Annotated in this window: 14 protein-coding genes; 12 read left to right on the plus strand and 2 right to left on the minus strand. The window is 45.7% G+C overall.

All coding sequences use genetic code 11. From position 1 onward, the window contains the following. Positions 1 to 112: 112 nt before the first annotated feature. Positions 113 to 1,537, minus strand: a complete 1,425-nt coding sequence (locus AB2U10_RS17225) for a RagB/SusD family nutrient uptake outer membrane protein (RefSeq protein ID WP_367916122.1) — start codon at positions 1,535 to 1,537, stop codon at positions 113 to 115. Between the two features lie 12 nt (positions 1,538 to 1,549). Continuing rightward, positions 1,550 to 4,702: a SusC/RagA family TonB-linked outer membrane protein gene (locus AB2U10_RS17230; protein WP_493820728.1), complete on the minus strand. Its 3,153-nt coding sequence runs from the start codon at positions 4,700 to 4,702 to the stop codon at positions 1,550 to 1,552. 357 nt (positions 4,703 to 5,059) lie between these two features. Here AB2U10_RS17230 and AB2U10_RS17235 point away from each other — a divergent pair, with 357 nt between their 5' ends. From AB2U10_RS17235 to AB2U10_RS17290, 12 genes are all read left to right on the plus strand, one after another. Next, positions 5,060 to 5,386, plus strand: coding sequence for a DUF6660 family protein (locus tag AB2U10_RS17235; protein WP_367916120.1), 327 nt, complete (start codon positions 5,060 to 5,062; stop codon positions 5,384 to 5,386). A gap of 138 nt (positions 5,387 to 5,524) precedes the next feature. Continuing rightward, the gene (locus AB2U10_RS17240; RefSeq protein WP_367916119.1) at positions 5,525 to 8,650 is read left to right on the plus strand and encodes an efflux RND transporter permease subunit; all 3,126 of its coding nucleotides are present in this window, start codon (positions 5,525 to 5,527) and stop codon (positions 8,648 to 8,650) included. Then, complete coding sequence (locus tag AB2U10_RS17245) at positions 8,647 to 9,891, plus strand: TolC family protein (protein ID WP_367916118.1); 1,245 nt, start codon at positions 8,647 to 8,649, stop codon at positions 9,889 to 9,891. The genes AB2U10_RS17240 and AB2U10_RS17245 overlap by 4 nt, the downstream gene beginning before the upstream one ends. 6 nt (positions 9,892 to 9,897) lie before the next feature. After that, positions 9,898 to 11,181, plus strand: coding sequence for an efflux RND transporter periplasmic adaptor subunit (locus AB2U10_RS17250; protein ID WP_367916117.1), 1,284 nt, complete (start codon positions 9,898 to 9,900; stop codon positions 11,179 to 11,181). A gap of 165 nt (positions 11,182 to 11,346) precedes the next feature. After that, positions 11,347 to 12,495, plus strand: a complete 1,149-nt coding sequence (locus AB2U10_RS17255) for a hypothetical protein (protein ID WP_367916116.1) — start codon at positions 11,347 to 11,349, stop codon at positions 12,493 to 12,495. Positions 12,496 to 12,541: 46 nt separating this feature from the next. After that, the gene (locus tag AB2U10_RS17260; protein ID WP_367916115.1) at positions 12,542 to 13,972 is read left to right on the plus strand and encodes a hypothetical protein; all 1,431 of its coding nucleotides are present in this window, start codon (positions 12,542 to 12,544) and stop codon (positions 13,970 to 13,972) included. A 7-nt stretch (positions 13,973 to 13,979) separates the two neighbouring features. Next, positions 13,980 to 17,336, plus strand: coding sequence for a DUF6443 domain-containing protein (locus tag AB2U10_RS17265; RefSeq protein ID WP_367916114.1), 3,357 nt, complete (start codon positions 13,980 to 13,982; stop codon positions 17,334 to 17,336). A gap of 1 nt (position 17,337) precedes the next feature. Beyond that, the gene (locus tag AB2U10_RS17270; RefSeq protein WP_367916113.1) at positions 17,338 to 17,718 is read left to right on the plus strand and encodes a hypothetical protein; all 381 of its coding nucleotides are present in this window, start codon (positions 17,338 to 17,340) and stop codon (positions 17,716 to 17,718) included. Positions 17,719 to 18,009: 291 nt separating this feature from the next. Beyond that, positions 18,010 to 18,648: a hypothetical protein gene (locus tag AB2U10_RS17275; RefSeq protein WP_367916112.1), complete on the plus strand. Its 639-nt coding sequence runs from the start codon at positions 18,010 to 18,012 to the stop codon at positions 18,646 to 18,648. A gap of 1 nt (position 18,649) precedes the next feature. Next, a complete protein-coding gene (locus tag AB2U10_RS17280) occupies positions 18,650 to 18,982 on the plus strand; it encodes a DUF1493 family protein (protein ID WP_367916111.1) in 333 nt (110 codons plus the stop codon). A 190-nt stretch (positions 18,983 to 19,172) separates the two neighbouring features. Continuing rightward, on the plus strand, positions 19,173 to 19,781 hold the full coding sequence (locus tag AB2U10_RS17285; protein ID WP_367916110.1) for a hypothetical protein: 609 nt from the start codon (positions 19,173 to 19,175) through the stop codon (positions 19,779 to 19,781). 98 nt (positions 19,782 to 19,879) lie between these two features. Beyond that, a complete protein-coding gene (locus tag AB2U10_RS17290) occupies positions 19,880 to 20,251 on the plus strand; it encodes a M91 family zinc metallopeptidase (protein WP_493820730.1) in 372 nt (123 codons plus the stop codon). Positions 20,252 to 20,375: the final 124 nt, after the last annotated feature.

Here is a 20,375-nt window from a genome sequence, read left to right on the forward strand (position 1 = left end):
AAAAAAGGATGCCCGGTTTCAATTTCTACGAAAAACCGGTTGTTTCCCGTAGAAATTGAGGGGCATCCCCAGATGTATAGCAGGCTTATTCCACCCGTCTTCTCAATCTCTCTTACCAGCCAAGATTTTGTACAAAATCAGGTGTCTGGATAATCTGATCATTCGGAATAGGGAACAGGTTATGCCTTTGCTGGAAAGTTTTACCGTTCGCTTTCATGGCAGCCTCTGCCTGGTGCGTGCGAATCAGGTCAAACCAGCGATCATGCTCGAACGCCAGCTCCAGTCTTCTTTCGTTCCAGATTTTCTGACGTACATCGGCCTGGTTGGAAGAGGTATAATTGGGCAGCTTGGCGCGGTTACGTACAATATTCAAAACAGATACCGCTTCTGACGTTTTGCCCAGCTCATTGGCCGATTCGGCCAGGATGAGGTATACTTCACCCAGTCTCAGGTAACGCAGGTTCTTACCGTTATCAGCGCCCCCCGGGTTTCCTGAATCGTATGCCTTCTCGTTGTACATGGGATTTTCTGCTCCCTGGCTGATCACCCGGCCGTCATACAGGGTTTCACCCCTGAATATAATGGTAGCGTTCATCCTTACCGAGTCTTTTTCTGCCAGGAAGGCCTGCAGCAGGTTGTCTGAAGGCACGTTGAAGCCCCAGCCCCAGCCACCGGTACCGCGGGCACCCTGCGTCTGGGAATACTGCTGAATTCCGTGGGCAATCGATTCTCCGCGGGCCTGGAACTCAAAGATAGATTCCGGGCCGTTCTCGCCCACTTCACGCCAGATACGGGCATAGTCAGATTCCAGGTTGTATTCTCCCGAACCGATCACCGTTTTGGCCATATCATAGGCTTCCTGGTATTTCCCCTGGTACAGGTATACTTTTGACAAAAGGGCCTGTGCCGCTCCTTTGGTGGCTCTTCCCAGGTCTTTGGCCGCATATGCCGACTTCACAGGCAATACATCCGCAGCCGCTTTTAAATCTGCTTCAATATAGGCATATACCTCAGCGGTCGGCACCCGTTTTACCAGGTCACGCTCCTGGATAGGAATATCGCCCCAACCGCGTACCAGGTAGAAATAATTCAGTGCACGCAGGAAGCGGGCTTCCCCGATCAGCCGGCTCTTGTAGGCCTGATCGGTCAATCCGAAATTCTCAATATACTCAATAGCGAGAGAAGCTCTCCCCACCGACTTGTACCAGTGTTTCCACATATCCCTTACTGACGGCACGCTGCTCGTATAGGTTAAATCATCCAGGATATCTTTATCGGTTCCTTTGTCAGTGGGTGAAGACCCCTTGTCTGCATTATCCGAAATAATCTCGGTAATGCCCAGGAAAGAGAAAGCGTAGTTCCAGTCGGTAAACATCCCGTAAATACCGTTCACAAAAGCCTCCGGCTCATAAATAACCTGGCTGTCTTTGGCTTCTACTTTCTCGCGGGAGTCTACATCCAGGAAATCGTTTTCACAGGATACGATCCCGAGTGAAAATGCCGCAAGCAGTGATATATATAATTTGTTCTTTTTCATGATTTAAAAACATTAAAACTGTATGTTAAGGCCCAAAATAAAGTTCCTGGTGGTGGGGTAAGCCCCCAGCTCCACACCCGTTGTACCCGAAGGGTCGCCGTCACCCGCTATCTCAGGAGAGAAACCGGTATATTTTGTAAATATCAGCGGGTTCTGGGCAGTAGCATAAATTCTCAGGCTGGAAGTTCCGGAATACAGTTTTTTCAGGGTATATCCCAGCGTGATGTTGTTGATCCGGAAGAAAGCACCGGGCTCCAGGTAATAGCTGGAAGCGTAAGAGTCGCGGTCAGCGCCGGGGTTCACCGTACTGGTTCCCGCTCCGTGCCAGCGTTTTTCATACATTTCCAGGGTTACGTTCTCACCACCGTCAATCCGGGTACCTTTCAGGCCGTTATAAATTTTATTTCCGCCTACGCCGTATCCGTAAATAGAGAGGTCGATATTTTTATAGTCGGCACTGATGTTGATCCCGTAGGTATGCGTAGGCAGGTAAGAGCCCATGAAAACCTTATCTTTGTTGTCAATGACGCCATCGCCGTTCTGATCCGCATATTTCAGGTAACCCGGCTTGGGTGATCCCACGGCAACGCCCTGCTTGATTTCCTCAGGCGTTTGCCATACACCGTTTGCTTCGTACATCCACCAGCCGTAAATCGGCTGACCTTCCCGCAGCTGCTTGGTGATTTGTCCGTTTCCTAAGCTACCTCCCGTCTGGCCGTCATAGGCCGGCGTCACATCTTTCACGGTGTTTTTGTTATACGCATAATTCACGCCCACACTATAGTTCAGGCCGATGCCCGTGGTGCTGTTCCAGTTCAGGGCTGCTTCAATACCGTTGTTCAGCACTTTTGCGCCGTGCGCATAAAAGTTACCTTCATACGTAGACGTATATCCCGGTGTTACATACAGAATAGCATTGGTGTTCAGCTTGTGGTAGTAATCGAGTGACCCGCTCAATTTATGATTCAGGAACGCGAAGTCAAGCCCTGCGCCGGTCTCTTCGGTTACCTCCCACGACACATTCACGGCAGGGGTACCGTAAGCGGCTCCGAAAACCAGCTCCTGTCCGGGACCGAATACGTAGTTGTAGCTGCTGCTGCCCGGGTTGGTCAGAATCTGGCTTACGTTCAGCGGGATATCCTGGTTACCCAGCTTACCCCAGTTCAGGCGTACTTTCAGCAGGTCAAAAGGCGAATCCTGCATAAAGTCTTCGTTAGATACCGTCCAGGCAGCGCCCACCGACGGGAAAGTACCCCAGTATTGTTCGTTATTTTTGAAAACGCTTGATCCGTCACGACGTAAGGTGGCGGTCAGGTAATACCGGCTGTCAAAATTGTACTGAACTCTTCCGAAGTAAGAAGCCAGCGCCCGGGGCGTATAATACGTCTGGTTAAGAATTTTCTGGTAAGCGCTGGAGCCCAGGTTGATGTTCCAGTATTGCTCCTGGTCAGGCACGTCGTACCCGGTGCCGTTCATCCCGTTTCCTACGTTTACTTTCTCTCTCGACATCCCCACGGTAGCTTCCAGGTGATGCTTGTCAAACGACTTGTTAAAGGTCAGGAAGTTTTCCAGGACCCAACGGAACGTCTCTGAATTTCCTACATACAAACTGTTATTGGCATAGGCGGTAGTAGCAGGGTTAGCCGCTTTCAGAGCCAGGAATTCAGCCTCCGTACGGGTAGGGTCTGCGTTCAGCCAGTTGGTTTTGGTGTCGGTGAAGTTCCGTGACCGGGAGGCATAACGGGTGGCACCAAAACGGGAATTAAACTTCAGGTAGTCGGTGATTTTCACCTCCGCTTCCAGTCCGCCCTGCAGTGTATTGGTGTTCTGCAGCTCATTCTGCATCATCAGGTCATATACCGGGTTACCGATAGAGTTCAGGTTACCGATGTTATCGCCCGCGTTACGTTCATAGGTGACAATACCTGTGGTGCGGTTAACGATGGAACGTCCGTAGCGGCCGTTGGCATACTGTACGGGCACCAGCGGTGACTGGCGGTACGCAGAGTTAAAGTTACCGTATGCTTTGGGATTGGCTTCGGTGAAGGTCAGGTTGAGCGTCTGGTTGATTTTCAGCCTGCTGTTAAAAAAGCGGTAAGTATTGTTATTCCGCAGGGTATTCCGGTTATACGTTGCTCCCTTCAGGATACCTTCTTCAGCATAGTTGTTGTAGCTCAGGAAAAAGTCTACATTATCCGAGCCGCCGGAAAGGTTAAGCGAGTGGCTCATTTGCTTACCGTTCTGAAGCAGCTCATCGTACCAGTCGGTATTGTTGGGCTGGTTTTCAGCCAGGCGCCAGGTCTGGTTCAGTGAAGCCAGGTTCTCGTTGTAATAGGTGGTATATTGCCTGGCATCGGCCATTTTCACCCTGTTCAGCACGCCTTTGGTCCCCATGTAGCCATCGTAAGAGATCTGGGTTTTCCCGGCCTTTCCTTTCTTGGTGGTAACAATAACCACCCCGTTAGCTGCTCTCAGACCATAAATAGAGGCAGAAGAGGCATCTTTCAGTATATCCATTGACTGGATGTCGTTCGGGTGGATATTGTTGATGTTATCTGCCGGCATGCCGTCTACGATATACAGCGGATTCCGCCCGCCCAGGGCAGTACCCATACCGCGGATCAGCACGGTAGGCGACGAGCCCGGTGCTTCGTTGGCAATGATGGTGGCTCCCGCTACTTTTCCCTGGATCGACTGCATGGCCGAAGTAGCCGGCTGCTTCATGATCTCATCGGTTTTAATGTTGGAGATGGCCCCGGTAAGGTCGGCTTTCTTTTGTGTACCGTATCCTACCACCACTACCTCATCCAGTATACTCTGGTCATCCGCGAGCACTATATCAATCAGTGAGCGCCCGTTTACCGGAACCTCCTGGGTAACATACCCTACATAAGAAACCACCAGGATATCGTTTGATTCGGCCTGGAGGCTAAAGTTACCGTTCACATCGGCCATGGTACCGGTATTTTTTCCTTTCACGTTAATGGTGGCGCCAATGAGCGCTTCCCCTTTCGAATCTTTTACGGTTCCTTTTATTTCCGCCAGCTTAAAGTGTGCCGCCGCGGTAAGAGGCACACCCACCACACACATCACAACAAGCCCCATCAGTAAAAGTGGACTTAAGGCATTTCGATAATACCTTCTGAAACGTTGAACATTTTTCATATTGAATTGATTGATAAATTATTCATTAACCCTGTACACGCAAATCCCTGACCCATAAGAAGAACAGCCCGGGGTATCCGGAAGAAATAAAGTATTTTGTGAGGATACCCGGCGGAATGACCGCACTAGGAGCCCGCCCCGTTCTCCATGACTCCACTATATTAAACGATACTCTTTTTTTGTTGTAGAATTACGCTTCAAAGGAATATCAAATGCCCGAAAAATCCAAATTAAACGGGCAAATATTGTTTTGTTTGGAGCCGGTAAAAACAGGGCTCCCTATTTCCCGGACCAGGGCCGAAAGAGTGTATATTAACATCCTTCATTTTCCAAACTAATTACTATCTTTGCACTTGAATGAGGCTTTTTGCATACATATTCAGCATATACATTCTGGCATTGTCTGTAGTGCCCTGCAGTGATGCATACAATGACTGCCAGAATGATACTGCCTATAAAGAATATTCACAGGCTCACAATCACCATACAGACCACAATGATAATTGCAGCCCTTTCTGTACCTGCACTTGTTGCAGTACATCTGTAAATCTGAAATTCACATCTCATAAATTCCAGATCACAAAGCTCGTGGTGTCTTCACAAATCACTTACCCTGTTCGTGATTTTTCTTTCGTTTCCAATTATTACGGAAATATCTGGCAACCGCCAAAGATTAAGGCTTAATACATATCGGCTAATGTACTATCGGCGCGGGCATAATGCTATGCGTTAACCGCTGTATACGTCGTCATTCCGTACATTCACTATTCTCTTGTTCTAAACAGAAAGAGTTTTAATCCGTTCGTATTAATCCAATGAATTGTGTTAGACAGTATCATAAAATTCAGTATTAAAAACAAGTTAGTCATTGGTATAATGACCTTGTTACTCATCATTTGGGGAAGTTGGAGCGTTACCAGGCTACCCATTGACGCCGTGCCTGATATTACCAACAACCAGGTGCAGATTATTACCGTTTGTCCTGCACTGGCAGGACAGGAAGTAGAACAGCTGGTTACATTTCCCATTGAGCAAAGCATTGCCAATCTTCCTGATTTGGAAGAAACCCGAAGTATTTCAAGGTTTGGGCTTTCGGTTATTACTGTTGTTTTTGACGAGGATACAGATATCTATTTTGCCCGGCAGCTCGTCAATGAAAAGCTGAAAGAAGCAGAAGAAAACATACCGAAAGGCATCGGCACACCTATGCTGGCGCCTGTAAGCACAGGATTGGGCGAAGTGTATCAATATATCCTGCATCCCCAAAAAGGAAGTGAAGGGAAATATAACGCCAAAGACCTGCGTACCATGCAGGATTGGATTGTAGCCCGGCAACTGAACGGAACAAAAGGCATAGCCGAAGTAAATAGTTTCGGGGGCGAGGTGAAACAATACGAAGTAGCCGTAAACCCGGACCGTCTAAAAGCAATGGGCGTAAGCATTAACGATATTTTCAATGCCCTTGAAAAGAACAATCAGAATACAGGCGGTGCATACATTGACAAGAAACCCAATGCCTACTTCATTCGGGGCATTGGTTGGATTACTTCGTTGGAAGATGTAGCGAACATAGCCGTAAAAAACACAAACGGCAGCATTCCCATATTCATAAAAGACGTTGCCAATGTTCAGTTCGGCAGTGCGGTTCGTTATGGCGCAATGACCTATAACGGCGAAGTTGATGCCGTTGGCGGTGTGGTAATGATGCTCAAAGGAGCAAACAGTCACGAAGTGGTGCAACGCATCAAAGAAAAAATTCCCGAAATCCAAAGATCATTGCCCGACGATGTTGTGATAGAACCCTATTTAGACCGTACCGATTTGGTAGGCCGGGCTATCCGTACCGTAGAAAAGAACCTGATTGAAGGAGCGCTGATAGTCATTTTTGTATTGGTACTGTTTTTAGGGAATCTGAGGGCAGGGTTAATTGTCGCTTCTGCCATTCCCTTATCCATGCTGTTTGCATTGGGACTTATGAATGTTTTCGGAGTAAGTGCCAACCTGATGAGCCTGGGAGCTATCGACTTCGGATTAATCGTGGACGGCGCAGTGATCATTGTAGAAGCCACATTGCACCATTTGGGTTTACGAAAGTCAATCCATAGATTAACACAACAGGAAATGGACGAAGAGGTGTTTGTTTCCGCTTCCAGAATCCGTAACAGCGCAGCGTTTGGCGAAATCATTATCCTGGTGGTTTATATTCCTATACTTACGCTGGCAGGCGTTGAGGGCAAAATGTTTACACCTATGGCTAAAACCGTTGGCTTTGCCATTTCAGGAGCATTGATCCTGTCCCTGACCTATATACCGATGATGTGTGCATTATTCCTGTCAAAAAATATTTCCCGCAGGAAAACCTTTTCGGATAAAATGATACACTTTCTGCAAGGCATTTATCAGGCCCTTTTGCAAAAAGCGATTACCGTAAAATATGCCATTACCGGCAGTACCGTTTTACTTTTTACAATCAGTCTTTTTATCTTCAAAAATCTGGGAGGTGAGTTCATACCCCAATTGCAGGAGGGCGACTTTGCTTTTCATTGCATATTACCACAAGGCAGCTCACTGAGTCAGAGTATTGAAACATCCATGCAGGCTTCACGGATTATCAAAGAATTTGACGAGGTAAAAATGGTAGTAGGTAAAACGGGGTCAGCAGAAGTTCCAACAGACCCCATGCCTCCGGAAGCTACCGATTTAATGATCATCCTGAAACCGCAAAAAGAATGGAAAACCTCAAAAAGCTATACCCGGTTAGCCGATGAAATCAATGAAGCCTTAGAAGTTATTCCGGGCGTATTCTTTGAAAAAAACCAACCCATTCAGATGCGTTTCAATGAATTAATGACAGGCATAAGGCAGGATGTGGCAGTAAAGATTTTCGGGGAAGATTTAGACAGCCTTTCCGTTTATGCCGGCAAAGTTAGCCAGGTAATACAAAGTGTGGACGGTGTTACTGCACCGCAGGTAGAGCGGATAAGCGGATTGCCTCAAATCCATGTGGAGTACAACAGAACAAGGCTTGCCAATTACGGCATCACCGTAGAAGATATAAACCATATAGTAAGCGCCGCATTTGCAGGTAAAAGTGCAGGACAGGTTTTTGAAAATGAAAGACGCTTTGATCTGGTGGTTCGTTTAGACAGTGCTTACAGAACCGATATAGACGATGTCAGCAACTTAACCATACCGACCAGCACAGGCTATCAAATTCCGTTATCACAGGTAGCAGCAATCAACTACAAATTGGGAGCAGCACAAATCAGCCGTGAAGCAGGCAAACGAAGAATAGTTATCGGTTTCAATGTATCGGGCAGGGATGTTCAAAGCGTGGTAGATGATATTCAGCAAAAATTGAACACACAAATAAAATTACCCGCAGGTTATTACTTTACTTATGGCGGACAGTTTGAGAATTTACAGAAAGCAGGCCGGCGGCTGATGATAGCCGTTCCGGCATCTTTGCTTCTTATTTTTTCACTCTTGTACTTTACCTTCCGTTCGCTCCGGCAGGCATGTCTGATTTTTACCGCAATCCCAATGAGTGCCATAGGTGGTGTGTTCGCTTTATGGCTTCGCAGTATGCCGTTCAGCATTTCCGCAGGTATCGGTTTCATTGCCTTATTTGGTGTAGCCGTATTAAACGGAATTGTGTTGATCGGAACTTTCAACCAATCAGAAAAAGACGGAGTTACAGACATTTTAAAACGGGTATCTGACGGGACAAAAGAACGATTAAGACCTGTACTCATGACGGCAACCGTAGCCAGTTTGGGTTTTTTACCTATGGCATTAAGCACAGGAGCAGGAGCAGAAGTACAAAAACCATTGGCAACAGTAGTCATTGGTGGCTTGATAACGGCTACATTCCTTACACTGTTTGTATTGCCGCTGCTCTACATCATATTCAATACAAAATCAATTTCAGGAAAACAGCAAAAATGAAATCAGTTATAACCCTACTGCTATGGCTACTTTCGGGGCCGGGCTTCAGCGCCAACGCCCAAACAAAAAAAGTTATTGGTATAGAAGACGCCATAAACATAGCCCTGCAAAACAATGGTAACATCAAGGCAAAAGACTTTGAAATAAAATCAGCCCGGAGCCTGAATAAAACATCGGGCGAATTGCCGAAGCTGGATGTTAATACACAGGCGGGTCAATACAACAGTATCAAATTTGACCAGTCTTTTCAGATTGTACAAACAATACCTTTCCCTACGCTGTTTGGTGCCAGAAAAGAACTTATAAATGCCGAAGTAAAAAGTAAAGAACTGCAAAGTGAGATAACCGTACTTGAATTAAAAAATCAGGTACGGACATCCTACTACCAAATTCAATACCTGCAACACAATCAAAAGCAATTACTGGATTTGAACAGCTTGTACCTTGATTTTATCAAAGTGGCGGAGCTGCGTTACAAAACAGGTGATACAAAAAAGGTTGAAATCAGTACAGCACAGGCAAAGCAGGGCGAGATCAATTTATTGCTGAAACAGAACGGAGTGTATTTACAAAACGCCCGTCAATACTTACAGGCCCTGATGAATACCGATGAACCGTTTGATGTAAGCAACGATGCCGAATTTCAGCCCTTGCAGATAAGCGTTCTGTCAGATAGCTCAGTCATAGCCGGCCACCCTGCTATAAAAGCGCTATATCAGGATGTTGTGATTGCAGAGCAGGCAAAAAAAGTAGAAAAAGCCCGGAGCTTACCCGATTTTACAGTGGGGTATGTCAATCAATCTCTGACAGGCTTTCAAACCGTAAACGGACAGGAGAAGTATTTTAACCGGGGCAACCGGTTCAGTTCGGTAAACATTGGCATTGCCATTCCTTTGACAGCCGGAGCAACCCAGGCAAGAATAAAATCCTGGGACTATCAAAAGCAAGCGGCACAGGCCGGCGCACAGCAACAGCAGATTTTGTTACAAACACAATTGCAAACCGCCATGCAGCAATATCAGCAGGATTTGCAGCAGTTCAAATATTATCAGCAACAAGCCCTGCCCCATGCAAACGATATCGTTTCAGCAGCACAGTCGGGTTATCGTACGGGTGACATCAGCTATGTAGAGTATCTCTATGCTTTGCAGACAGCTACAGATATACAGTTGAATTACCTGAAAAGCATTCAGCAGGTAAATCAGTCGGTAATCCATATTTATTCATTAATTAATCAGTAGATCGGTATGTATTTCAAAATAAAAAAATCAATAGCATTTGTATTGTTGCTGAATGTCCTGTTAAGCAGTTGTGGCAACAAGAACAGTCATTCACCTGATGAGGAAAAGTCCGGGGAGGCGGTAATTTCAAACGAAGCTAATCCCGAAGAAGCACCGCTAACCATTGCCACCCTCACGCAAGAACAGATAAAAGCGGTGGATATACAATTTGGCACAGTAGAAAGCAAAGAGCTCACAGCTACTATAAAAGCAAATGGGATGTTGCGGGTGCCAAACAATAACAAAGGCAATGCAACTTCACTGTATGGTGGAGTAATCAGGACCCTGAATGTTCAAATTGGCGATTATGTACGGAAAGGACAAGTGATAGCCACTATTGCCAATCCGCAGTTTATCCAGCTGCAGGAAGAATACCTGACCATTGGCAGCAGAATAACCTTTGCAGAGCAGGAAGTACAACGGCAACAGGAACTCAGCTCGGGCAATGCAGGTGCTTTGAAAAATTTACAGAATGCAACAGCAGAGCTCAATACACTTCGCACCCGGAAAGCATCGTTGCAGCAGCAAATACAATTAATGGGTATCGATCCAAATTCAGTATCAAACAACAACCTGAAATCAGCACTGGTAGTTACAAGCCCTTTGAACGGAACAATAAGCAACCTGTTTGCCAAGATAGGTAGCTATGCAGACGTTTCTTCGCCTGTTGCCGAAATTGTAGATAACAGCTCATTGCATCTGGATTTACAGGTTTTTGAGAAAGATTTACCCATGATGAAAACCGGGCAGATTATACATTTTACATTGACTAACAATCCTGTTAATGAATATGATGCAAAGGTTTTTAGTATCGGCTCATCATTTGAAAACGACAGTAAAACAATTTCTGTTCATGCTTCCGTAACAGGGAATAAAACAGGATTGATTGACGGAATGAACATCACAGGTATTGTAAGCCTGAGCAATATTACCACGCCGGCAGTACCCAACGAGGCTATTGTAAATGCAGACGGGAAATACTACATCTTTATGGTAACCGATAAAAAGCCTGAAAAACATCACGGGGAAGCAGAAGACGGCCATCAGCACGGCAAAAAAGAAACCGATCACAAAGAAGAAGCCAGAGACAACGTAAACTTTGAAAAAGTCGAAGTGGTAAAAGGCGTTTCTACTATGGGCTATACCGCAGTAACTTTTATGCAGGATATTCCCGGCCATGCACAAATAGTAATAAAAGGAGCTTTCTTCATCAATGCCAGACTATCAAATACAGGCGGACATGAACACTAGAAACGAACCTATCCGGGCGGTCGGCGAAGCAACCGGATACCGTTGAATAAAATATTATCATTTTAATAAAAAATTGAAATATTTTTATATAACTTCGTTTCATAAATCTTTCAAAGCTTTATAATCCCATGTAAATGAGCAATTTCACCTATAATGTATCACACCATGTTTACTTCAAAAAAAATCCTGGTCCTCCTGGGGATCATCCTTTTCCGCCCTTCGTTTGCACAAGATGAGAAAGTACTTAAAGACTCCACGGCCCGGTCATCTGTATCACTTCTCTCCGGTTATGGAGGAAATATCCTTCCCCAGTACTCCCCGCTCTCACCCAACGCCGCCAGCATTCAGAAGTTTGGAGACTACCAGGTCAATTTAGCCACGGGCATTCCGGACATCAGCATACCCCTGCATACCATTACCAACGGCAAGCTCTCCATGCCCGTAACCTTACGTTACCATGCCTCCGGCTTTAAGGTACATGAGCATGCCTCCTGGGTAGGCCTGGGCTGGGCGCTGGATCTGGGGGCTTCCATGAGCCGCAATGTGCAAGGCCTGGCAGATGACGGACCGGGAGGATATCTCAACTATAGCGGGGCCATTACTTCCAGTAAGGATTTCTGCTATAATACCAATGATTATACCTATGGAATGCAGGTGTCAGCAAACAACTTTGACGCCCAACCCGACATCTTTTCCTACTCCACACCTACCCGTAGCGGAAAGTTTATTACGCGTTATTTAATGAAAATACCGGACTACCCGGTAAATATTTCCTATAATTTCAGCTCAGGGGCTATTCAGTCATTTACTGTTGTGGATGACCTGGGTACGGAATACCGGTTTGCCGAAAAAGAAACGCAGAATGTGACCGCATCAGGGCTTTCTATGAATTATACCGGAAGCTGGCTGCTGACAGAGGTCAAATCGCCGGACACCGATGACCAGATTACCTACACGTACCAGGCAGGCGGAAATATGCTGTATAGTGAAAATACCTGGACCACTTCTTTTATTTATAATGCCTCACCTTCAGGGGGCTATTATACCAATACTACCTTATCGATTCCTGTCCAGTCGAACAGAAATTCAGTCATTACCCAAAGAAACCCCTACAAGATAACTTTTCCCAACGGTGAAATTGAGTTTATTCAGTCTTCTACAGGTGAACGCCTTGACCAGACCCAAAGCCACTTCCTGAAACAAATCAATGTTTATAATTATGAAAGCAGTATAAAAAAGCTCATCAAAGTCATCAAGTTTAATTACGGTTACTTCACGTACGGCAGCACTAACAGCCGTCTGAAACTAATATGAAACCAATAAATACAAGTTTCTGGGTACGGAGAAGTATGGCGCAGGATTGAGAGTAAAATCGATCAAAAGTACAACCGGGAGCAAAAGCACGCTTAAAAGGTATGAATACTCCTCTTCTGACGGCGCGGGTGTAGGGTTAATTGCCACCAATTGGAAACCCAACGACCCCCAGCAACCCTTACTGCAGGATCTTGACTACACCAGGGGCCCGTTTGACCCGCCCAGCCCGCCCGGTTCCTCTGCCAAACAGGCCACTTTTACCCAGGATGGCCCCAATACGTCTATTTACACCATGGACGCCGCAGTAATCTACTACACGGCCGTTACCGAATTTTTCGAAGAGTCATCTGACACCCAGAAGAACGGCCGTAATGTATACAATTTTGATTTTACAGCCGATGTCATTGTTACCGATATCAATTATGCTACCCGAACCGTAAAACCCTGGCTCAGGGGCAACCTGCTCAGCAAAGCCGTTTACAACAAAGACAACCTGCTGGTAGCGGCAGATACACTTGAATACAGTGAACTGGCCACCAATAGCCAGCTTGCCGCCGCATTTGTCACCAATCCTTTTATTTTCGATAACGTGGTCGGAAGCAGTGTCCCCTGCCCTACTACTTACCAACCCTCTAAACCGTCTATCAAATATCTGCCTGTAACTTACCATTCCGGTATCAAACTCCCTGTTCAGAAACGATCGGTGAAAGACGGCGTCCGTACCATTGAAAACACCTCCTACACTTCTAACCTGCTGGTCAGTTCAAAAGAAACGCTTAGCAGCAGAACCGGAGAAACAATATGGGAAATATATTTTTATCCCTATTCTTCCTCTCCCGACCCCGGTTCTGCGGCTTTGGCAGCCCGGAATATGCTTAACATTCCGCTAAATACGTTTATTTTCCATAGCGTATCTTCTGTAAACTATACTGTTTACAGTGAAGAACGGGTATTCAGCCTGTTTCCCGGAACCAATGCGCGGGGGTTTACCAATAATATACTCCTGAAAGAGATCTGGAACGCCCCGGCGGGAGGAATATGGCAACGCCGCGTTACTTACACCGACTACGCTACCAACGGTAAACCGCTGGCCTATTACCTCGACGACAAAAAGATCTCTGTGGCCCTGGTATGGGGCTATAATTCTTCCCTGCTGATTGCCGAGATGAGAAATGTGTCTAAAACAGATGCCGATGCAGCCATGACCACGGCCGGTATCACTCCTGCCAATATGAGTGTACCGGTCTTTACCTCTACTGAAACCACCCGTATCCGCAACCTTCAGGCATCTTTTCCCTACGGCATGATCACCTGGTATGCGCACCGGCCGCATGTAGGTCTCAGTGCCACGGTTTCGCCACAGGGTACACTGACTTCATACACCTATGACGGCCTGCTGCGGCTCAGAAGCGCGAAAGACAATAACGGTAATATCACCGACCTGTACCGGTACAATTACGCCACTATTAACCCATAACCTGATCATGAAAAAGTTCACGCTTATTTTCTCCGGCCTGCTGGCAGCAGGCCTTACGGCTGCTGCACAGACGTTTTCAGCCGGCTATACCGCAGTAACCCATAGTAAATACCGGGTAGCCAGCACCTCAGAAGCCGACGCTTCTGACGCCGCCAAAGCCCTGATCACCATTCAATACTACGATGGCCTGGGCCGCCCGGTACAAACGCTGGGTTACCGGCAGTCGCCCCTGCAGAAAGACCAGGTGCTGAAATATACCGAATACGACAAATACAGCCGCATGCAACGTGACTACCTGCCCGTACCGACCACGGCTAACGATGGCGCCTACAAGACCACCACCCACAGCCTGGGGGTAAGCTTCTATGGCGACAACCAGCCGTACTCCTCCCACGAGGGGCTTTCTACTTCAGGCAGCACAGGCTTCGACAACTCGCCGCTGAACCGCGAACGCGACAACTATGGCCCCGGCCTGGCCTGGGCCACCAACACCAAAAGGGTACAAACCGCCGAAGGTGCTGCCGAAATGGTCCTGAGCAGGATTTACGAGATCAATAGCTCCGGCGATATTGTACGAAACGGTAACTATCCTGCCGGCACTCTTTTTAAGAAGACCTTCACCGATGAGCAGGGCAATATTACCCGCGAAATTACCGACCGCTTCGGGAACGTTATCCTCAAGACACAGAACGACGGCACCCAGGACCTGGGCACGTATTTCATCTTTCACCCGGGCGGTAACCTGCTGGCCGTACTTCAGCCTGAAGCCTATGCCTTAGACGCGGGCATCACCAAAGATTCTGACGTATGGCAGAAATATGTTTTTGCCTACGAGTACGATGACCGCAACCGGGTTATCCGAAAGCATATTCCCGGCGAGGGCTGGACCGAAATTGTCTATGACCTGGCTGACCGCCCTGTCATGACCCAAAATGCCCACCAGTTCACTCTTAACCGCTGGACTTTCTACCAGTACGATGCTCATGACCGGGAAATTGCGAAGGGCGAAATGGCCAGAACCACCACCCGCGCCGCGGCCCAGAACCTGTTTAACAGCCAGGCTCAGATTCATGAAAAATGGGTAGACTGGGCCTATACCGAGGTCAGCTTCCCGACTTCGCTCAAACCCGTGCAGGATGAAATAGAGCGATACTATTTTTATGACAACTACTACTTTATCGCCTCTGAGTTTGCTTTTAAACCCACCGGCGCTTTCTACAGTCCGAAAACCGATGCCAAAGGACTGCTGACCGGTATTGCCAAGCGCAACAGCCGCAACGATGCCGTTTACTATACCGACACCTACTATTACGATGACCTGAACCGGCAGATCCAGACCCAGCATGTGCACCAGAAAAGCGTGGGCAATCATTACAACGTGATCGTCAAAAACTACCAGTTCAACTTTGCGGGAGAGGTACTCAAAGAAGAGGTCACCTACCCGTTTGCCACCGGAACCGTCAATGTAAAAACGCATCACGACTACGACTATGCCGGCCGCGTAACCAAAACCTACCACGGCATTAACACCACTCCCACCGAGATCATCCGCTATGCCTACGACGAAGCCGGGCGCATGACGCAGAAAAAGTACCTGCCCAACGGCTCCTACTCGGCCTCGGGCACCTCCATCAGCGGGCTGCAGACTGTTGATCTGGCCTGGCACCTGCGCGGCGGACTGCTGGGCATTAACCTGGATGCCTCTAAAAATGCGGTGCCGGCCTCCGCCCAGGGCGACCTCTTCAGCTACAAGCTGGAATACGAAACGGCCCTGCGCTGGGACGGCTCCATTGGCAAGCAGCACTGGAACCACGTGCTCAGCAACAGCCCCGTTGGCCTGCGTACCTACACCTTCGCCTATGACGCGGCCCAACGGCTCAAAAGTGCTTCTTACTCCGGCCTCAGCGGCGAAAACTACAACCTGATGCACCTGAAGTATGACCGTAACGGCAACATCACCGGCCTGAACCGCTCCGGGAAAACCGGCACCTCTACCTTCGGGGCCATTGACCGCCTGCGCTATACTTACAGTGGTAACCGCCTCACCAACGTGGCCGATACCGTCGCTACCGGTTATGACGTAGACCTTATTCCCAATGGTAGCGGTAACTATACCTATTACAATAACGGCAGCCTCAAAACCGACGACAACAGCCAGATCACGAACATCAGCTACAGCAGTTACCTCAACCAGCCCGATGAGATCACCCTTACCTCCTCCCGCTGGATCAAATACACCTACAATGGCAACGACGAGCTGCTCAAAGCCGAGTACAGTACCGGGGAATACTGGGAGTATGCCGACATCTTTGTCTTCAAAAACGGAAGCACCTACCAGATGACCGTACCTGACGGCCGCGCCATTTACTCCGGCGGCACCTGGATCTACGAATTCGATTACCAGGATCACCTGGGCAATACCCGCGTCAGCTTCCGTGCCAACGGCTCTGCCCTGCAAAAAACCGCCGCCACAGACTTTGACCCCTGGGGAGTACGTTTAAATGGTACGGGAGTAGTAAATTCCGTTCAGAACCGCTGGGAGTTGCAAGGGAAGGAAAAAGAATCTACCTTTAACCTCAACAGGATTAACTTTGGGGCGAGGGTGTATAACCCGGCGATTGGCAGGTGGGATAAGGTGGATCCGATGGCGGAGCAGTATTATGCGTATTCTGCATTTAGCTATACGCTGAATAATGCCCTGTCTAACACGGACCCTAACGGGAAATGGGTGCGAATAAACGGTGGCCTGGAAACCAGTGACCCGGAAGATATCGCAGCGTTCTTTGAGGATATGCGGGGGAGGAAAAAAGCAGGGGAATCTGGAAATAACCTTCCTTCCAACCATATGCCGGACATCTCCCAATATGAAACCCAGGGTAATGGCGGAGATTGTGGCGGCCCTGATCAACCGCCCTGCATGGACGGCATGGATCTCTCCCAGAAGGTCAATGAACAATTTTTAGTCGCTAATTTGCTCGAAACCTATGGAATTGTCAGCAGTATCCGTGCTCTTCAAAGAGGAGTTTTTAATTTAGCGTCAAGCTTAAAATCATGGTTTGCGGCAAAGGATGCCGCTAAGGCGGGAGGGAACTTCACAAAGACATTAGCACAACAGGCCGATGACTTAGTAAAATTGAATGGAGGCAAAAATTCTATCACATTAGGTACACCTACGAAACAGATAAGATTTGATTTGGCGGGTAGAGCTCATGGCAATGTTCCAACGCCTCATATGCAGATTTACAATAAGAACTTTTTCAATGGGCAAGTGCGGAGCATAAGTCGAGCATCAAAAGAGGCTGTTCCAATGACACAACAAGAGATAAGAATAATTAGAAAATACTTAGAAAAATTTGGCAACTAATATGAAAGCAGCAATATCAATAGAGTTTATAAAAAACTTAGCACAGTATGATTATAATAATCATTATTACGACTTTCATAATGATTACAGTTGTGAAAAGATTTCTTACTCTGATAGTATATTATTAATCGTTTTTAAAAACCTGATTGATGGTCTTTTATTGTCCTTAAAATTTACAGAGGTCAAAATAACTACAATAGATTTTTTTAATGTGAAAGAAATAGAGGGGTTAACACTTGATAATTTATACAGAGGAAGAACTCAACTTAATGGGGATTTAATTGAGGTTTCAGAAGATGGCAAAGGGTATTTTTATTTGGAATTTTATGAAGGTCAAAAATTGGAGTTTTGGGCTAAGGGTATAGGTGTAGAACAAGAGTAGCTTAGAGAGCTGCTAAGACGGGAGCTAACTTTTTGAAGTTTAGCAGTGATGAAGCAGTAGTACATTTTGGTAAGCACGGAAAAAGTGTAATGGACGCGCTTGGTAAGAATTCTTACAATTTGAAGAATTATGTAAATGATGCAAATTTTATAATACAAAATGGGACTTACGTTCCTGAGCTAAATTGTATTACAATTACTCCAATTACAGCTATGTATTCAACCATCCGCTGATTTGGACTGACCCAGATGGTAATTGCCCTACTTGCCCACAGGGGAAGAAGCTAAAGAAATGTATGCTGTAGGGGCAGAAGTAACCAATGCAGAAGGTTCAAGGACATGGACTGGTTCAGAGTGGCAAACAAATCAATCCAACCCTATCACAAATAGAGAGGTTGCCTCCGGAATGCCGGCAAACATGGCCTTTGGTATGGGGGTGATGGGAGGATTTCAAGAAACCGGGCAATTTTTGGGCAGCTTAACTACAACTCAGGGGTGGTCTAACTTAGGACAAGGAGTTGTAAATATGATGCAAATGACATCCCCCAATGCTCAAGGAGCTTTTATGAGAGCTAATATGGGTATGGCTGTGGAGAATTATATAGAGGGTATCCCTGATATGACTCTTGGAGAAATGGCATACGACTTAGGATACGGAAGTGAAAAAGTTGGTGAAGCTATGCTGACAAGAAAGGTAATGCCGGTTTCTAAAGCAAGTTTGGGCCTAAAAGTATTAGGTAAATCAAATATGATGACTACACCAGTTAGTGTCGCATTACAAGGCAACTTAGGTAAACTACCGTTTAGAGTTCCTACCCCTCTAAATGGTTTAGGGACCATGAGTAGAGATGTTGGTAGTATTCTATCAAGGAATATTATTATTCCCACCGGCCGAACTATCCCTTTACAATACGTGCAAACAAGAAAATAATATGGACAGAAATATCTTTTTGAAAGAGGTCAAGGAAATTGCTAACCTGACTTGGGGCGTCAGGCCTAAATCGTTAGATGACACAATCAGGCAAATGAGGGTCGCTTCTGATGATATTGAAATCTTTTTAGAAAAATATGCTGATAAATACGCAATAGATATGCAAGACTATGATTATCTTGATTATTTCTACGATGACAACTTTTTTGTTATTAATATATTTAGAGAAATTGGTTTTTTACTAAATATTGCTACACGAAAGCCCGAGCTAACATTTGAACATTTATTTAAGATTGCAGAAAATAAAAAATGGGAAAACCCCTTTACAAAATAAGGTTAACGTCTCTCCTGAAAATCGGGCAAATAGCTGAGCCGTTACCGGAACCTCCAACAGTTACAGCTAATGGTGCTTTATTCTTTTATAGTCCATATATTAAAGCACCCGGGTGGACCTCAGTATTAAAAGAAGTAAGTATAAAAGGAGTAAGTAGTAAGGATTTTAAATTTTATAAATACAACTAGATATGAAGCGGGGATGTTTTATCATACTTTTCTTCTTGTTGTCATGTAATAACGTAGAAAAACATGGTACAGGTCTAAAGGAGAATACCTTTTTCCCTGTTAGGTTTGAGGCTGTTGATAGTACATTTAGGCTTAACGAAGAGGGTGTTTCCTTAAAATTAGAAAAAATTGCATATATTTCTTATTTAGCGAAATGGGGAGGAAAAGAAAATCCATATATGGATACCATAAAAATACTTCCCGATGGAAATGCACAAGGATATTTTGAGAAAGATGTAGGCATTTACATTACTCAAGGCTGTGGAACAAGTTGCTCTTTTGTAAATGTTTTTCTCATGACAGATAGAAAATCTTTATATTTCGAGAACCCTTTAATAATTAAAATGAAGGACTCCCTAATTGTCTATAAAGGGGAAACAGAAGATTCAATAATTATTATTGAAAACCTAATTAATAAAAAACAACAAAAAGTCGGAATCAATCTTTTGCCTAAAGCCTATCCCGGGCTTATTGTGGATTCTATTGCAATTCAGTCAAATAAAACACTATTTATACAATGGAAAAATAGAGAGGAGGCTATGACTGAGAGCTATTTGATAATGGATGTATAGGCACCATCCAATAAATTGTGTAAGTTAAAAAAATAGCCGTGGCATGCCCCCGACTATTTTTTTTAATAACTTTATAATAGCACCGAAAAGTACAGATTATTCAAAGCAATGGAAATAACTCTGCGGCACAGGATGGGTCTTTTGTTCGTTGGAATCCAAATAATGAAGAGGTCGCAGGAAACTCTAGACCTAGTTTCGTTGGATTGGGGCACGAATTAGCTCATGTGCAAGATTCATGGAATAAAACATTAAACAATTCTCCTTGGTTTCGTTTAAATACAGCCTCAATACCTAAATCTGAGATATGTGCCACTTTTATTGAAAACAAAATAAGAGCAGAACACAATCTTCCTCTAAGAAGAAATTATGCCTTTGACCCTCTAGGAAATCCCCAAGGATCAAGCATCTTATTTAAAAATAGCAGACAAAGTCGATATTATGACTCATCTGGAAATCATAATGTTAATTAGGGTCTGCTGGGAAAGTCATTTGATTTACGCTACCAATTTTGTTTGATATGGATGATGGTTTCCCATTAGATTACTATTTTCTCTCGTACATTGAGTGAATCCAGATAGCCATAGGGGGCTACCC

The organism is Leadbetterella sp. DM7, from assembly GCF_040829825.2.
GTDB lineage: Bacteria > Bacteroidota > Bacteroidia > Cytophagales > Spirosomataceae > Leadbetterella.

Excerpts from the sequence above, each read along its gene's own strand:
- AB2U10_RS17225 (WP_367916122.1), bottom strand. The coding sequence starts at position 1,537 with ATGAAAAAGAACAAATTATATATATCACTGCTTGCGGCATTTTCACTC.
- AB2U10_RS17285 (WP_367916110.1), top strand. The coding sequence starts at position 19,173 with ATGAAGCGGGGATGTTTTATCATACTTTTCTTCTTGTTGTCATGTAAT.
- AB2U10_RS17280 (WP_367916111.1), top strand. The coding sequence starts at position 18,650 with ATGGACAGAAATATCTTTTTGAAAGAGGTCAAGGAAATTGCTAACCTG.
- AB2U10_RS17275 (WP_367916112.1), top strand. The coding sequence starts at position 18,010 with ATGTATGCTGTAGGGGCAGAAGTAACCAATGCAGAAGGTTCAAGGACA.
- AB2U10_RS17250 (WP_367916117.1), top strand. The coding sequence starts at position 9,898 with ATGTATTTCAAAATAAAAAAATCAATAGCATTTGTATTGTTGCTGAAT.
- AB2U10_RS17245 (WP_367916118.1), top strand. The coding sequence starts at position 8,647 with ATGAAATCAGTTATAACCCTACTGCTATGGCTACTTTCGGGGCCGGGC.
- AB2U10_RS17230 (WP_493820728.1), bottom strand. The coding sequence starts at position 4,702 with ATGAAAAATGTTCAACGTTTCAGAAGGTATTATCGAAATGCCTTAAGT.
- AB2U10_RS17255 (WP_367916116.1), top strand. The coding sequence starts at position 11,347 with ATGTTTACTTCAAAAAAAATCCTGGTCCTCCTGGGGATCATCCTTTTC.
- AB2U10_RS17235 (WP_367916120.1), top strand. The coding sequence starts at position 5,060 with ATGAGGCTTTTTGCATACATATTCAGCATATACATTCTGGCATTGTCT.
- AB2U10_RS17265 (WP_367916114.1), top strand. The coding sequence starts at position 13,980 with ATGAAAAAGTTCACGCTTATTTTCTCCGGCCTGCTGGCAGCAGGCCTT.
- AB2U10_RS17270 (WP_367916113.1), top strand. The coding sequence starts at position 17,338 with ATGAAAGCAGCAATATCAATAGAGTTTATAAAAAACTTAGCACAGTAT.